Source organism: Comamonas terrae (assembly GCF_001544075.1).
GTDB lineage: Bacteria > Pseudomonadota > Gammaproteobacteria > Burkholderiales > Burkholderiaceae_C > Comamonas > Comamonas terrae.
Map to the genome: position 1 here is coordinate 340,234 of NZ_BCNT01000004.1, position 14,504 is coordinate 354,737.

Consider the following 14,504-nt stretch of genomic DNA (forward strand, 5'->3'; position numbering starts at 1 on the left):
GTTAAAAGGAACGGGGCAGACCGAGGATGTGCTCGGCCACGTAGGAGTAAATGAGGTTGGTGGAGATGGGTGCAACCTGGTAGAGCCGCGTTTCGCGGAACTTGCGCTCCACGTCGTATTCGCAGGCGAAGCCGAAGCCGCCGTGGAACTGGATGCAGGCGTTGGCCGCCTCCCAGCTGGCCTTGGCCGCCAGGTACTTGGCCATGTTGGCCTGGGCGCCCATGGGTTCATGCTTGTCGAACAGCTCGCAGGCCTTCCAGCGCATGAGGTTGGCGGCCTCGACTTCGATGAAGGCATCGGCGATGGGAAACTGCACGCCCTGGTTCTGGCCGATGGGGCGGCCGAAGACCTGGCGGTCCTTGACATAGCTGGTCACGCGGTCGAGAAACCAGTAGCCGTCGCCAATGCACTCGGCAGCGATCAGCGTGCGCTCGGCGTTCAGGCCATCGAGGATGTACTTGAAGCCCTTGCCCTCCTCGCCGATCAGGTTCTCCTCGGGGAGCTCCAGGTCCTCGAAGAACAGCTCGTTGGTCTCGTGGTTGACCATGTTGGGGATGGGGCGCACGGTGAGGCCCTTCTTCTGCGCCTCGGCCAGGTCCACCATGAAGATGGACATGCCCTCGCTCTTCTTCTTCACGTCGGCCAGCGGCGTGGTGCGCGCCAGCAGGATCATCCAGTCGCTGTGTTGCACGCGGCTGATCCAGACCTTCTGGCCGTTGACCACGTAGCGGCCGTCCTTCTTGACGGCACTGGTCTTGATCTTGGTGGTGTCGGTTCCCGTGGTGGGCTCGGTCACGCCCATGGACTGCAGGCGCCATTCTCCGCTGGCGATCTTGGGAAGGTACTTTTCCTTCTGCGCCTTGGAGCCGTGGCGCAGCAGCGTGCCCATGTTGTACATCTGGCCGTGGCAGGCGCCGGAGTTGCCGCCGCAGCGGTTGATCTCCTCCATGATGACGCTGGCCTCGGTCAGACCCAGGCCGGAGCCGCCGTATTCCTGCGGGATCAGCGCAGCCAGCCAGCCGGCCTGCGTGAGCGCGTTGACGAAGGCCTCGGGGTAGGCGCGCTGCTCGTCGATCTTGCGGAAGTATTCATCCGGGAATTCCGCGCACAGCGCGCGGATGGCGTCGCGGATCTCGTGGTGGTTGTTGGAACTGGTGTGTTCGATCATTTCAAGCCTTCTTGAGCTGCCAGCGCTCTTGCATCAAGCACAGGCAGCCATGGTTTCGATAGTTTTCAAGCCAGCGTGGCCATAGCCTGCATGGTGAGGAAGCCTTCGTGGTCCTGGGCCCACAGCTCCACGGCCCGGCCGTCCGCGGACGGCTTGCCGTGCACGCTGAACGGGTGCAGATCGAAGGTGGGCCGCACGGCCTTGAAATCGAACTCGGCCAGCCGCGTGCCGGGCAGGCTGCGGCGCAGCAGGTCGACCAGCAGCGTGGCGATCAGCGGGCCGTGCACGATCAGGCCCGGGTAGCCTTCGACCTGGGTCACGTACCGGCGGTCGTAATGGATGCGGTGGCCGTTGAAGGTGAGGGCCGAGTAGCGGAACAGCAGCACATCGTCGGGGACGATGGTGCGCGACCACATGGCCTGCGCGGGAGGCTGTTGCGGCTGCGGCACCGGATCGCCGGGCCGGGCCAGGGGTCTATAGACGATGTCGTGTTCCTCGGTCAGCGCCAGGCCGTTCTCGTTCGAGAAACGGTGCTCCACCTGCACGAACAGCAGCTCGCCCGAACGTCCCGCCTTGTGCCTGACGCTCTGGATGGTGGAAGTGCGCTGCACCTCCTGCCCGACCTGCAGCGGGTTGCGGGCTTCCCAGCGCAGCCGTCCGCCGGCCCACATGCGGCGCGGCAGCGGCACCGGCGGCAGAAAACCGCCGCGCCGGGGGTGGCCGTCGGGGCCGATCTCGCTCTGGCGCGCATGCGGCAGAAAGTACAGCCAGTGCCACAGAGGTGGAATCTCGGTGCCCGGCACGGGTGCGGCATCCTCGCGGTCCAGCGTGGCCGACAGCGCGCGCACGGGAGCGGCGGTCATGGTGTCGAGCGTGGTCTCGCTCCTGCCCTGCCAGGATTGCAGATGGGCCAGGGAGGCGGGGTCGATGGAGATGGTCATGGCGATGGCTCAGTGCAAGGTCCCGGGAAGCTGGCGCGCCCCACCCAGGCGTGGTGAGGGGCGCGCAGCGACACGGCGGGCGTTCAATTGATCGTCGCGCCCGAGGTCTTCACGATGCGGGCCCATTTGGCGATGTCCTGCTTCAAGGTGGCGGTTATTTCTTCGGGCGTGGCCTGGCGTGCCGGCGTGCCGGCGAGTTCAACGCCCTGGGCCTGCAGCTGGGCGCGCATGTCCTTGTCTGCCATGGCCTGGTGCATGCCGTCGCGCAGCCTGGCCAGCACCTCCTGGGGCACGCCCGCGGGCGCGAACAGCGCAATCCACAGCGTGCCGTTGTAGCCAGGCACGAATTCGCCCAGGGCCGGAACGTCGGGCAACACGGGCGAGCGTTGCGCGCTGCTGACCGCCAGCGCCCTGAGCTTGCCCGCCTTGATGTACTGCAGCGTGGACGGCAGGCTGCCGAACAGCAGCGGCAGCTGTCCCCCCAGTACGTCGTTGAGCGCCGGCGCCACACCCTTGTAGGGCACATGCTGCAGCTCGATGCCGGCCATCTGGTTGAGCATCTCGCCCAGCAGGTGGTTGAGCGTGCCGTTGCCCGCGGAGGCGTATTGCAGCGCGCCGGCCCGGGACTTGGCCAGCGCCAGCAGCTCGGGAACCGTCTTGGCCGGAAACGAGGGATGGGCCAGCAGCACGTTCGGCACGGCGCCGATCATGCTGACTGGCGTGAAGTCCGCCACGGGATCGAAGCCCGGAGCCTTGTAGAGTGCGGGATTGATGGCCTGGCTGCTGCTGATGGTCATGAGCAGCGTATAGCCGTCCCTGGAGACCTTGGCCACGGCCTGCGTGCCGATATTGCCGCCAGCGCCGGGGCGGTTCTCCACCACCGTGGCCGCCGCCAGCTTCTCGCCCAGCTTCTGGGCCACGATGCGGCCGACGATGTCATTCGTGCCGCCTGCGGCCTGGGGCACCACCAGCACAATGGGGCGGCTGGGATAGCTGCCTTGCGCCACGGCCGGGAATGCAGCAGGCAGCCCCAGGCCCAGCAGAATGCTGGCGCAGGCGGTACGGCGGGATGCGGAGCAGGCATGCACGGCGGGTGTCTCCTCGTTGGAATTTGCCGCTATGCTCGCCGCGCCTGCCGCACGGCACAATCTGTCATATTGGAAGCGAGGCTTTTGTTTTTTCGAAGCCTTGCCGGGCCTGGTACATACCCTCAAGCACCATGCAGTTTGACCTCAAGGATCTTCGACTCTTTGTTTTGATAGCTCAAACTGGAAGCCTGACAAGGGCTTCAGAGCAATCCCATCTGTCGCTGGCTGCCACCAGTGCACGCATCCGCGCGCTGGAGGAACAGGCCGGCATGCCTTTGCTGATCCGAGAGGCTAGGGGTGTAAGGCTTTCGGCGCCCGGCGAGGCCTTTTTGCACCATGCGCGGGCCATGCTGCAGCAGTCGCGCCAGCTTCAGGCCGACCTGCAGGAGTACGGCGCGGGACTGCGCGGCCATGTGCGCGTGTTTGCCAACACGACGGCGGTGGCGGACTTCATGCCCGACATCCTGGCGGCCTATCTCACCGAGCATCCCCATATCAGCGTGGACCTGCAGGAGCGCCCGAATGCTGGCATCGCGGCCGACATCCGCGACGGGCGCGCCGACCTGGGAATTGTTGCCGGAGCCGTGGATACCCATGGGCTGCGCGTGATGCATTTCAGCACCGATCGGCTGGTGCTGGTGGCGCCCGATACCGAGCGCTGGGCAAAGCTGGATTGCGTGGCGTTCGCCGATGTGCTGCACGAGCGCTTCGTGGGCATGCACCGCGGCAGCACGCTGCAGACCTTTCTCGACCATTTGGGCCAGCAGCTGGGGGCCACGCTGAAGCTGCGCATACAGCTATCCAGCTTTGACACCATGTGCCGCATGGTTGCCGCCGGCGTGGGCATTGCCGTGGTGCCCGAGACGGTAGCCCTGCGCTTTCGCGGCACGCCGCAGGTATGCCGCGTGCCGCTGACAGATGCCTGGGCTGTGCGCCCGCGCTACATGCTGGTGCGCGAGGAGCAGCAGTTGTCGGCCCACCTGCAGGAGTTGATCGCCGCCATCGAGGACTATCACGATTGCCCGACGCCGGAGTTCCCCGGGGCTAGCGCCCGTTAGGCCCGGGCTTGCGCGTTCAGCTCACGCGCCAGCGTGGCCACCAGATCGGCCGCCGGCATGGCCCGCGCCAGCGGTGCGCCCTGGCCCGCCCAGTGGGCTGCGTAGTCGCTGCTGCCCTGTGCCGACGCGGCCTGGTGCAGGGCCTTGCCGGCGTCGTACACCATGGGGTAGCCGGGCAGAGCCTGCCCGTAGCCGCGGCCCAGCAGGTGCAGGCGGTTGACCATGCCGCGCGCGGGGCGGCCCGAGATGGCGGCCGTGATGCCGGTGTCGTAGGCCCTGTCGCTCTGCAGTTCGGCCCGGTAGGCCGGGCTGGCGGCGGATTCGGGGCAGAGGATGAAGGCCGTGCCCATCTGCACGGCGCAGGCGCCCACCTGCAGCGCGGCCGCAATGCCGGCGCCGTCCATGATGCCTCCCGCGGCCACCACGGGCAGGCGCGTATGGCGCACGAGGATCTGCACCAGCGCCAGGCTGCTCAACAGCCGGTCCTGTTCCGGATCGAAGCAGCCCCGGTGGCCGCCGGCTTCCATGCCCTGGGCCACGATCACGTCCACGCCGGCCTGCTGGATCTGCAGGGCCTCATCGAGCGAGGTGGCGCAAGCCATCGTGGTGGTGCCGGCCTGGCGCAGGGCCTCGATGAATGAAGCTTCGGGCAGGCCGAAATGGAAGCTCACCACTTGCGGGCGCTGGCGCAGCAGCATGGCCTGCAGCGGCGGGTTGCCGACGGCGCTTGCGTAGATGCAGCGCAGCGCCGTTGGCGGCGCGGCGCCGAAGCGCTCGAACTCCGGCGCCAGATACTCCAGCCATGCGGCTTCGCGCTGTACATCGGCCGCGGCATTGCGGTGGCAGAACAGGTTCACGTTGAAGGCGCGTGCCGTGAGCGCATGGGTCTGCGCGACATGTTGCTCGGCCTGCTCCACGCCATAGGCGCCGATGCCGACCGAGCCCAGGCCTCCCGCATTGCTGACGGCCGCCGCCAGCTGCGGCGTGGACGTGCCGGCCATCGGGGCCTGGATGATGGGGTGCTGCATGCCCAGGCGGGCCATCCATGGGGTAGGGGCGGTGTTGGCGTTCACGGGTTTCCTTTCAGGCGGCGGCAGTCTTTGGCTGCGCGCGGCTGGTGGCGATCATGATGGTACCTAGCAGCAGGGCGCAGCCGGCGATGGCGAACAGCGGACGGTAGGTGCCCAGGCCGGCATACATCCAGGCCATGAAATAGCCCGAGGTGGCCTGCATGAGGGCAAAGGCCGCCGTGGCATAGCCCCACATGCGCTTGTGCTGCTGCGGGCCGATGAGCTGCATCAGATAGCCCGAGGTGATGGCGGCCATGCCCGGCGAGAGCGCGCCGACCAGGAACGAAGAGGTGGCGTGGCCCGCAAAGCCGGCCCAGAACAGCGGCATGGCGATGGCCAGGGTCTTGATCGCATAGGCGCCCGTGGTCGTGCCCCACCAGCCAAAGCGCGTGGCGCAGAAAGCCGCCGCCAGCGGCCCGATGATGGCGCCCACGCCGAAGAAGGCCCATTGCGTGGACGCATAGGCCGTGCCCAGCTGTTGCTCGCGCGCCAGATAGTCCACCCAGAACACGGTGTGCGGCACAAAGCCGAAGGCGTCGCACATATAGGCCAGCATGACCAGGACCACGGCAGCGCTCCAGGCGGCGCCGGGCGCCGGGCTGGCGGCGCGGGCGGCTGTCACAGCAGGGCTGCCGAAGCGCCGGGCCTGTGTCAGGCCCACCGACCAGGCCAGTGCGCTGCACAGCGCCATGGCGCACCACACGGCCGTGAGGCTGAGCCGTGCAAGGGCGGGAACCAGCGTGGCCGAGAGCAGTGCGCCGAAGCCGATGCCGCAGAACATCAGCGGTCCGAGCACGGAGCGGCGCGGCAGCGGTGCGGCCGCCATGGCCATCGACGGGCCCAGCACCATCAGCACGGCGCCGGTCACGCCCGAGATGCAGCGCCACACAAAGAACCAGGCCATGCCCAGGTCCGCGCCCAGGCCCGGCAAGTCGGGCCGGGCGCAGGCCGCAAAGCTCAGCGCGGTGGCGGCCCAGCTCCAGGCCAGCGTGCGCAGCATGCCCAGGCGCTCCGCCAGCCGCGCCGCGGCCAGCGCACCGAACAGATAGCCCAGCAGGTTGGCGGCCCCGAGATAGGCCACCTGCTCGCCGCTGAACCAGCCGGCCTGCACCATTTGCGGCATCAGGGCCGTATAGCCGAAGCGGGCCAGGCCCACGCCGGCCAGCGTGGCCATGAAGCCGGTCAGCAGCAGGGGAAGTTCGTTGCGTTGGATCACGATGGTCGGGCCGATGGGCTGGAGACACTGACAGGAGGGCAGGTTAGTGGCTTGGGGAAATCATGTCCAATGATTGAAAATGATGATGTAAATCTCAAGGAAAGATGGGTGTCATGCAACTCAAGTCCCTGCGCATGCTGGAGGCCGTCTGCGATACCGGCAGCTTTGGCGCTGCCGCCCAGTTGCTGCACACGGTGCAGTCCAATGTCACGGCCCATGTCAAGAAGCTCGAGGAGGAAACCGGCGCCCAGCTGCTGGAGCGGGCCAGCCCTGTCCACCCCACGCCGGCGGGGCGCCTGCTGCTGGAGCATGCGCGGCACATGCTCCGCACGCATGACCTGGCCCTGGCCCAGCTGCAGGGCCTGGACCCGCAGGGCGCCTCGCAGGTGGCCGGCACGCTGCGCATCGGCTCCATGGAAACCACGGCCGCGCTGCGCCTGCCGGTGCTGCTGGCCCAGCTGCGCCGCCAGCACCCCGGCATCGACCTGGAGCTGGAGGCCCAGCCCACGGCCGCGCTGCTGGAAGCGCTGATGGCCGGGCGCATCGATTGCGCTTTCGTGAACGGCGCGGCGCCGCACTCCGGGCTGCAGTCCTGGCCGGTGTTCCGCGAGGAGCTGGTGCTGGTCAGCGGCCAGCCGCTCACGCGCTTTCCAACGCCCCAGGAATTCTGCGCATCGGTGTTCCTGGCCTTCCGCCAGGGTTGCAGCTACCGCCAGCGCGTGGAGCTGCTCATGGCCTCGCAGGGCGTGACGGCGGTGCGCATCATGGAGCTGGGCATGCTGGACACCATCCTCGGCTGCGTGGCCGCCGGCATGGGCTATGCGCTGCTGTCGCGCGCGCTGGTGGAGGCGCAGCAGCAGCGTTTCGGGGTGCACTGGATTTCGCTGCCGCCCGGGCTGGCCGAGGAATTCGCGTGGGTGGACACCTGCTTCGTCACCGGCTCCGTCGCGGGCTGGTCGCCGGCCCTGCGTGCGTTCGCGCAGCTGCTGGGCATCCATGCACAGGCCATTGCGGCCGGCGAGCACGTCCGGCCGGGGCCGGCGCAGCGGGTACACCGGCGGCAGGCCGAGCCTATGCCTGCATGAGCGCACGGCGGTACTGCATGGCCTCGGCCACATGGACCGGCGCAATCGCCGTGCTGCCGGCCAGGTCGGCAATGGTGCGGGCAACCTTGAGCGTGCGGTGCGTGGCGCGTGCCGACCAGCCCAGCTTGGCTGCGGCCTTGTGGGCGAACTGCAGGGCCTCGGGCTGGAGCTGCAGATGGGCGTCGAGCAGCGCACCCTGCAGCAAATGGTTGGGCATGCCCTGGCGCTGCATGGCGGCATTTCTCGCTTCTTCCACGCGGGCGCGCACTTCGCTGCTGGACTCGCCGCCAGGGGCTTCGAGCAGCTCCTGCGCGGGCAGGGCCGCGACTTCGACATGCAGGTCAATGCGGTCCAGCAGCGGCCCGCTGATGCGCGCCTGGTAGCGCGACACCTGGTCGGGCGTGCAGCGGCAGGCGCGCACGCGCGAGCCCCAGTAGCCGCAGGGACAGGGGTTCATGGCTGCGACGAGCTGAAAGCGCGCGGGAAATTCCGCACGCTGCGCTGCGCGCGCAATGGTGATGCAACCGGTTTCCAGAGGCTCTCTCAAGGCCTCCAGCGCGCTCCTGGCAAACTCGGGCAGCTCATCCAGAAACAGCACTCCATGGTGGGCCTGCGAGACCTCTCCGGGTCTTGGGGGCGAGCCTCCTCCCACCAGGGCCACGGGGCTGGCCGTATGGTGGGGCCCGGCAAACGGGCGCTGGCGCCAGCGCTCGGGGCTGAAGCGGCCGCCGAGGCTGGCAATGGCCGCGGTTTCCAGCGCTTCCCCGTCCGTCATGGGCGGCAGCAGGCCCGCGAAACGCTGGGCGAGCATGGATTTGCCCGAGCCCGGTGGCCCGACCATCAGCACCCCGTGCGCGCCGGCCGCGGCGATCTCCAGCGCACGCTTGGCCTGGGCCTGGCCGCGCACATCGCGCAGGTCGGGTGCATCCGTCACGGGGGCGGGCGGCGTCGCCGTCACGCGGTGCCAGCCGGCTGCACCGCAGGCACCGGCGTCCGGTGGCGCAGCGGGCGTTTCCCCGGCATCCGCCGCAACCGGCGATGCATGGGCCAAGAACTGCGCCACCACGTCGAGCAGGTGGTGGGCGCAGAATACCTGGGCCGAGGGAACAAAGGCCGCTTCCTGGGCGCTGCCGGGCGGCAGTACCAGTGCCGCCGTCTGCTGCTGGCGCTGCAGGGCCAGAGCCGTGGCCAGAGCGCCGCGCACGGGGCGCAGCGCGCCGGTCAGCGACAGCTCGCCCGCGAACTCGAAGTCCTTGAGGCGCCGGGCGTCGATCTGCCCGCTGGCTGCAAGAATGCCCAGTGCGATCGGCAGATCGAAGCGACCCGAATCCTTGGGCAGGTCGGCCGGCGCGAGGTTGACCGTGATGCGCCTGTTGGACGGGAACTCCAGCCCCGCATTGAGGATGGCGGCGCGCACGCGTTCACGCGCCTCCTTGACTTCCACATCGGCCAGGCCCACGAGCGTGAACGACGGCAGGCCGTTGGCCAGATGGACCTCCACGGTGACGCCCGGGGCCTCCAGCCCCAGCAGGGCACGACTCTGGATCAGCGCAAGACTCATGGGCCTCTCTTTGGCATAGCGGGGTTGGCGCCTAGCTTATGCGCGCGTGCGGCCGGCGGGCAAGAGGGCTTGTCACGGCTTGGCGGCGGGGCGTTGCTGGCTGCGGTTGCGCGGCGCCTTGGGAATGCTGCCCTGCTGCTGCATGGCGGCCGCGCGCTCCCGGATGCGGGCGAAGGCCCGGGACACGGCTTCCAGCTCCTGCTGCGGCACATCGCGCAGCAGTTCCCGGTTGATGGCCTGGACCTGGGGAAACAGCTCGGCATGCAGCGCCCGGCCCGAAGGCGTGAGCTGCAGCAGCGCCTGGCGCGCATCGCCGGCCAGCCCGTGCTTGCTCACCAGGCCCTTGGCCACCAGGGCGGAGATGGCGCGCGAGGTGCGGGTCCGGTCCAGCTGGGCCTGCTCGGCCAGCTCGGAGGGGCGCATGGGGCCGATGTCGGCCAGCAGGCCGACCATGCGCCATTCGCGGCGCGTGATGCCGAAGCCGCCTTCGCACAGGCGCACCACCATGCTGCCGGCCGAGCCCATGAGGCGGGCCAGGTGGTAGAGGAACATGTCGTCCAGCGTGGATGCCTGCTGCCAGGGATGGAGCGGGGCCGCAGAGGCCTTGTCGTCAGCCATGGGTCGTGCCTGTGGGTTTTCTCTAGGAATGATGGATTAGATCCATTATGGGGAGGCTGCTTACAGTGGCGCAAACGACAAGCGAGGAGACAACCCATGCCCAGCCCCTTTTCTTTGCGCCGCGCCGGCCGCATCGCCGGCATCGCGGCCCTGCTGGCCAGCCCCTGGTGGGCGGCGGCGCAGGCCGCCGATGCCTGGCCCAGCAAGCCCATACGCATCATCGTGCCCAATCCGCCGGCCGGGCCTTCGGACATCGCCATCCGTCCGATTGCCGCGGCCGTGCAGGGCGTATTGGGGCAGGCCGTGGTCGTGGAGAACAAGCCCGGCGCCAACGGCAACATCGGCGCGGCCGAGGCCGCCCGCTCGGCCGCCGACGGCTACACCTGGCTCTGGGCCATGGACCCGGTGATCACCGTCAACAAGCACATCTACAAGAACATCGGCTACCAGAGCGATGCGCTGGTGCCCCTGAATGCCGCGGCCCGCTTCTCGCAGGCGCTGGTCTGCAACCCCAGGCTGGGCTTCAAGACCGTCAAGGACATGATCGACGCGGCCAAGACCCGCGACCTGACCTATGCCACGGGCGGCGCAGGCTCGCCCGGGCACCTGGTGATGGAGTCGCTGCTGAGCACCGCCGGAGTCAAGATGGTGCACATCCCCTACAAGGGGCCGGCGCCCGCCATGCAGGACCTGATGGGAGGCCAGGTGGATTGCGGCTTTCTGGCTGCGCCCACCGCGCTGCCGCAGATCCAGAGCGGGCGTGTGACGGCGCTGGCGACTTCGGGCAGGCAGCGCTCGGCGCTGCTGCCCAAGCTGCCCACGATTGCCGAGTCGGGCTATCCGGAGTTCGACGGCACCTTCTGGCTGTTCCTGGCCGCGCCCAAGGGCGTGCCGCCAGAGATCCAGAAGCGCTTCCTCGCGGCCATGGATGCAGCCATCCGCTCGCCGGAGCAGCAGGAGAAGGTCAAGTCCGTGGACATCGAGATGGTCGGGTCGAGCCCCGAGCAGGCCCAGGCCAAGGCCCGCGAGCTTTCCGACAAATGGGGTGCGCTGGCGCGCAGGATCCAGCTCAAGACGGATTGATGAACGGGCCGGAGGCTGCGCCGCAATCGCGCCGGCAGCGCGCTGAAAAGGCGCGTTGCCCAGGTCCGGCATGGCCGGCGGGCTGGCCTACACTGCATTTTTTCGGCGATGTCGCGGGAGATCTATGACGATGCAAAGAAGAACCCTGGTCCGCATGCTGGCGTGCGCCGGCATGGCGGCGGCCGCAGCCAGCGCGCAGGCGCGTGCCGAGGAAGCGCTGTTCCCGAACAAGGCGCCGCTGCGCATCGTGGTCGGCTATCCGCCCGGCGGCGCCACCGACCGCGTGGCCCGCATCGTGGCCGACAAGCTGCAGGCCCGCATGGGCAGCCCGGTGATCGTGGAAAACAAGCCCGGCGCGGGCGGGCGCCTGTCGGCCCAGCAGGTGAAGAACCTGCCGGCCTCCCAGCCCACGTTGCTGCTGGCCAATCCGGCCGCCATGGTGGTGGCGCCGCTGGTGTTTGCCGACTCCGGCTACGACCCCGAGAAGGACTTCCGCCCGGTCAGCGAGGTCAACCGCTACGAATTCGGCCTGGCCGTGGCCAGCGCCGTGCCGGTCAAGCAGCTGTCGCATTTGTTCGCCTGGCTCAAGGCCAATCCGCAGCAGGCCAACTTCGGCGTGCCGGCCACGGGCAGCCTGCCGCACTTTTTCGCTCTGATGCTGGGCGAGGCGGCCAAGGTGCCCGTGGAGGTCGTGGGCTACAAGGGCTCGGGTCCGCTGCTCACCGACCTGATGGGCGGTCAGGTGCCGATCGCCGTGGACACCCTCGACACACAGATCGCCCAGCACGAAGCGGGCAAGCTGCGCGTGCTGGCCACCTCGGGCGAAAAGCGCAGCCCGATGGCGCCGGGCATTCCCACGCTCAGGGAGCTGGGCGTGGACCTCGTGGGTACGGGCTGGAACACCTTGTTCGCCCCGCAGAGCATGGCGCCGGTCACGGTGCAGCGCCTGTCGCAACTGGTGCAGGAGGTGATGAAGGATGCGGACACGCAGCAGAAGTTCGCGGCCTCCAACCTGATGCCCGTGGTCAGCAGCGCCGAGGAAACCGCGCGCATGCTCCGGGCCTACCGCGCCCAGTGGGCGCCCGTGGTCCAGCGCTCGGGCTTCAAGCCGTGAAGCGTTGAGGGCTTATGAATTGAGGAGCGGCTGACGCGCATCCTGCATGGATTTCATGCTGAAAATGTCTTGAAGTCGATGTGGATCAAGCGCTAGCTGCTTCTGTTTTTGAAACCAAACGCATGGCGCTCCGGTTCGCCGGGACGGCTTTGCACATTTCTTTTCACCATGGCTGATCCCCGCCCCAATCTGATCTTCATCCTGGCCGACGACCTCGGCTATGCCGACCTGGGCTGCACCGGCGCGCGCGATGCGCACAACAATGCCTGCGACGTCTCGCCGCGCCTGGACGCCATGGCGGCCCAGGGCCTGCGCTTCACGCGCGGCTATTCCAACTCGGCCGTGTGCTCGCCCACGCGCTTTGCGCTGGCCACGGGGCGCTGGCAGTACCGGCTGCGCGGCGCGGCCGAGGAGCCGATTGCCAGCGTGCACGGCGACAAGGTGCTGGGCCTGCCGCCCGACCATCCCACCGTGGCTTCGCTGCTGCGCGACGCCGGCTATGCCACGGCCCTGGTGGGCAAGTGGCACCTGGGCTATCCGCCGCATTTCGGCCCGCGCCTGTCGGGCTACGAGGAGTTCTACGGCTTCCATGCGGGCGGGGCCGACTATTTCGCGCACTGCGATCCGCGCGGGCGCCCCGACTTCTGGCTCAACGAGCAGCCGCACGAGGAAGACGGCTACCTGACCGACCTGCTGAGCCGCCGCGCCGTGGATTTCGTCGAGCGCCAGACGGCCGACAGGCCCTTCTTCCTGTCGCTGCACTACAGCGCGCCGCACTGGCCCTGGCTGACGCGCGACGACCGCGAGGAGTCGCTGCGCATCGCGGGCATCGGCAAGCACACCGACGGCGGCTCCATCGCAACCTACCAGCGCATGATCCACCACATGGACGAAGGCATAGGCTGGCTGCTCGATGCGCTCGAGAAGAAAGGCATGGCCGAGAACACGCTCATCGTCTTCACCAGCGACAACGGCGGCGAGCGCTTTTCCAACAACTGGCCCTTCGTGGGCCAGAAGATGGACCTGCTCGAAGGCGGCATCCGCGTGCCGCTGCTGGCGCGCTGGCCGGCGCGCATCGCACCGGGGGCGGTCAGCGACGTGCCCAACCTGACCATGGACTGGAGCGCCACCTTCCTGGCCGCGGCCGGCGTGGCCGCGCATCCGGACTATCCGCTGGACGGCATCAGCCTGCTGCCGCTGATGGACGATGCGCAATGGAATCCGCAGCGCGACCTGGCCTGGCGCATGAAGCACCGCGACCAGCGCGCGCTGGTGCGCGGCGACTGGAAATACCTGCAGGTCGAAGGCATCGAATACCTGTTCAACCTTGCGGCCGACCCGCGCGAGCGCGCCAATCTGCGCGAACGCGAGCCCGGGCGGCTGGCCGAACTGCGCCAGGCCTGGCAGGCGTGGAACGCGGCGCTGCCGCCGATTCCCGAAGAAGCCAGGGTTTCGCTGGTGTTCACCAGGGCGGAGCTGCCCCAGGCCAGCTATTGAAACTGCGCTCCCGCACTTCGGGCCTGCCGGCATGCCGGCAGGCTTTTTTTGCGTCACTGCGGTGCATGCATGCCGCGGGCCGCTGCGTCCTGCCCGGGCAGCGCGTCGTTATCCATGGTGAGGTAGATGAGCACCATCAGCAAGGTGATGAAAAAGCGGAAGGCGTCGGGCACGCCGTTCCATTGCTTGGACATCCACATGCCGAACCATTCGCCGCCCACGGACATGAACGCCACCTGCCAGGTCAGGAAACCGAGGGTCAGGCCCCCAATGGCCCAGTTCTTGGCGGCGCGAAAAGCCCCGGGCGCCGCGTTGCGCGCCTTGAGCAGCCTCGCGCCGCCGATCCAGCACAGCACCGCCGTCAAGGTCTCCAGCGTGATGATGCCGATATAGCCGGCATGGTGCACCCATTCCTGCTGGATCGCACGGTACATGATGCCGTTGCCCGGGAAGGTGGTGTCCATCAGGAACACGTGGTGCACGAAGGCGAAATTGGTGGCGTAGTCGGTGATGTTGCCGAAGGCGACCAGCGTGGCGAAGAAGGCCATGGCGAGCACCATGGCGGATTTGGACAGACGAATAAGCATTCGAGGCTCCGAATAAACAACAAGGATGGGATGAATGAACAGGCCGCCGCAGACGCGAGGTCCGGGCCGGTATTCAGGGAGACACCAACGGGGTTGGCAAGGAGACGTGCTGGCGCACAAAGGCACGGGGATCGGGACTGGAAAACCTGAAGCCGGCTGAAAGCTGGGGAAGCTTTCATTTCCGGCTGGATCGAGTCCGTGCCAGGAGGGGGCCCGATTGTCCCTGCTCTGGTCGATGCATGTCAACAAAGGTGCACCGCACTCCAGGCCGCCCGTGGATGCACTGTTTTGGTGCCGCTCGCTCGCCCGGCCCGGCCTGGCGCGGCTTGCGCGAAACGGTGCACCGCTTGTGCACAGAAGCGGTGCATGGGAGCCGGCCTTCCCAGCGCCTGCGGGGAGAAGGCAGGGGGCGGCGCAG

The 14,504-nt window shown here is 68.2% G+C and carries 13 protein-coding genes; 5 read left to right on the plus strand and 8 right to left on the minus strand.

All coding sequences use genetic code 11. The features are described 5' to 3' along the window. Window position 1: 1 nt before the first annotated feature. From Cte04_RS07855 to Cte04_RS07865, 3 genes are all read right to left on the minus strand, one after another. Window positions 2–1,168: an acyl-CoA dehydrogenase family protein gene (locus Cte04_RS07855; RefSeq protein ID WP_066474981.1), complete on the minus strand. Its 1,167-nt coding sequence runs from the start codon at window positions 1,166–1,168 to the stop codon at window positions 2–4. A 65-nt stretch (window positions 1,169–1,233) separates the two neighbouring features. Continuing rightward, complete coding sequence (locus tag Cte04_RS07860; protein ID WP_066474985.1) at window positions 1,234–2,109, minus strand: HTD2 family dehydratase; 876 nt, start codon at window positions 2,107–2,109, stop codon at window positions 1,234–1,236. An 83-nt stretch (window positions 2,110–2,192) separates the two neighbouring features. After that, the gene (locus Cte04_RS07865; protein ID WP_083526559.1) at window positions 2,193–3,197 is read right to left on the minus strand and encodes a Bug family tripartite tricarboxylate transporter substrate binding protein; all 1,005 of its coding nucleotides are present in this window, start codon (window positions 3,195–3,197) and stop codon (window positions 2,193–2,195) included. Window positions 3,198–3,328: 131 nt separating this feature from the next. Between Cte04_RS07865 and Cte04_RS07870 the strand changes: the two genes are divergently transcribed. Continuing rightward, a complete protein-coding gene (locus tag Cte04_RS07870) occupies window positions 3,329–4,255 on the plus strand; it encodes a LysR family transcriptional regulator (RefSeq protein ID WP_066474990.1) in 927 nt (308 codons plus the stop codon). Here the strand turns inward: Cte04_RS07870 and Cte04_RS07875 are convergent. Together Cte04_RS07875 and Cte04_RS07880 are read right to left on the minus strand one after the other, a co-directional pair. After that, on the minus strand, window positions 4,252–5,298 hold the full coding sequence (locus Cte04_RS07875; protein WP_066474998.1) for an NAD(P)H-dependent flavin oxidoreductase: 1,047 nt from the start codon (window positions 5,296–5,298) through the stop codon (window positions 4,252–4,254). The genes Cte04_RS07870 and Cte04_RS07875 overlap by 4 nt on opposite strands. 40 nt (window positions 5,299–5,338) lie before the next feature. Next, entirely contained in the window at window positions 5,339–6,541 is a 1,203-nt protein-coding gene (locus Cte04_RS07880; RefSeq protein WP_174522901.1) for a YbfB/YjiJ family MFS transporter, read from the minus strand. 113 nt (window positions 6,542–6,654) lie between these two features. Between Cte04_RS07880 and Cte04_RS07885 the strand changes: the two genes are divergently transcribed. Then, on the plus strand, window positions 6,655–7,626 hold the full coding sequence (locus Cte04_RS07885) for a LysR substrate-binding domain-containing protein (RefSeq protein ID WP_083526571.1): 972 nt from the start codon (window positions 6,655–6,657) through the stop codon (window positions 7,624–7,626). Here Cte04_RS07885 and Cte04_RS07890 read toward each other — a convergent pair. Both Cte04_RS07890 and Cte04_RS07895 read right to left on the minus strand, forming a co-directional pair. Next, window positions 7,613–9,187, minus strand: coding sequence for a YifB family Mg chelatase-like AAA ATPase (locus Cte04_RS07890; RefSeq protein WP_066475007.1), 1,575 nt, complete (start codon window positions 9,185–9,187; stop codon window positions 7,613–7,615). The two genes, Cte04_RS07885 and Cte04_RS07890, sit on opposite strands and share 14 nt — an antisense overlap. Window positions 9,188–9,259: 72 nt before the next feature. Continuing rightward, window positions 9,260–9,805: a MarR family winged helix-turn-helix transcriptional regulator gene (locus Cte04_RS07895; protein WP_066475009.1), complete on the minus strand. Its 546-nt coding sequence runs from the start codon at window positions 9,803–9,805 to the stop codon at window positions 9,260–9,262. Between the two features lie 96 nt (window positions 9,806–9,901). Here Cte04_RS07895 and Cte04_RS07900 point away from each other — a divergent pair, with 96 nt between their 5' ends. The 3 genes from Cte04_RS07900 to Cte04_RS07910 all read left to right on the plus strand — a co-directional run bounded on the left by Cte04_RS07900 (window position 9,902) and on the right by Cte04_RS07910 (window position 13,499). Then, entirely contained in the window at window positions 9,902–10,888 is a 987-nt protein-coding gene (locus Cte04_RS07900) for a tripartite tricarboxylate transporter substrate binding protein (RefSeq protein WP_066475022.1), read from the plus strand. A 130-nt stretch (window positions 10,889–11,018) separates the two neighbouring features. Next, entirely contained in the window at window positions 11,019–12,002 is a 984-nt protein-coding gene (locus tag Cte04_RS07905) for a Bug family tripartite tricarboxylate transporter substrate binding protein (RefSeq protein WP_066475404.1), read from the plus strand. Between the two features lie 168 nt (window positions 12,003–12,170). Beyond that, window positions 12,171–13,499 carry a sulfatase family protein gene (locus Cte04_RS07910; protein ID WP_066475024.1) on the plus strand — a complete coding sequence of 443 codons (1,329 nt, stop codon included), beginning with the start codon at window positions 12,171–12,173 and terminating at the stop codon, window positions 13,497–13,499. A gap of 53 nt (window positions 13,500–13,552) precedes the next feature. Here Cte04_RS07910 and Cte04_RS07915 read toward each other — a convergent pair whose 3' ends face one another. Further along, window positions 13,553–14,086 (minus strand): DUF2165 family protein, encoded by a 534-nt coding sequence (locus Cte04_RS07915; protein WP_066475026.1) that lies wholly within the window; start codon window positions 14,084–14,086, stop codon window positions 13,553–13,555. Window positions 14,087–14,504 lie beyond the last annotated feature (418 nt).

Coding starts and splice junctions, on each gene's coding strand:
- Cte04_RS07915 (WP_066475026.1), bottom strand. CDS start 14,086: ATGCTTATTCGTCTGTCCAAATCCGCCATGGTGCTCGCCATGGCCTTC.
- Cte04_RS07905 (WP_066475404.1), top strand. CDS start 11,019: ATGCAAAGAAGAACCCTGGTCCGCATGCTGGCGTGCGCCGGCATGGCG.
- Cte04_RS07860 (WP_066474985.1), bottom strand. CDS start 2,109: ATGACCATCTCCATCGACCCCGCCTCCCTGGCCCATCTGCAATCCTGG.
- Cte04_RS07875 (WP_066474998.1), bottom strand. CDS start 5,298: ATGGCCCGCCTGGGCATGCAGCACCCCATCATCCAGGCCCCGATGGCC.
- Cte04_RS07885 (WP_083526571.1), top strand. CDS start 6,655: ATGCAACTCAAGTCCCTGCGCATGCTGGAGGCCGTCTGCGATACCGGC.
- Cte04_RS07870 (WP_066474990.1), top strand. CDS start 3,329: ATGCAGTTTGACCTCAAGGATCTTCGACTCTTTGTTTTGATAGCTCAA.
- Cte04_RS07890 (WP_066475007.1), bottom strand. CDS start 9,187: ATGAGTCTTGCGCTGATCCAGAGTCGTGCCCTGCTGGGGCTGGAGGCC.
- Cte04_RS07855 (WP_066474981.1), bottom strand. CDS start 1,168: ATGATCGAACACACCAGTTCCAACAACCACCACGAGATCCGCGACGCC.
- Cte04_RS07910 (WP_066475024.1), top strand. CDS start 12,171: ATGGCTGATCCCCGCCCCAATCTGATCTTCATCCTGGCCGACGACCTC.
- Cte04_RS07900 (WP_066475022.1), top strand. CDS start 9,902: ATGCCCAGCCCCTTTTCTTTGCGCCGCGCCGGCCGCATCGCCGGCATC.
- Cte04_RS07895 (WP_066475009.1), bottom strand. CDS start 9,805: ATGGCTGACGACAAGGCCTCTGCGGCCCCGCTCCATCCCTGGCAGCAG.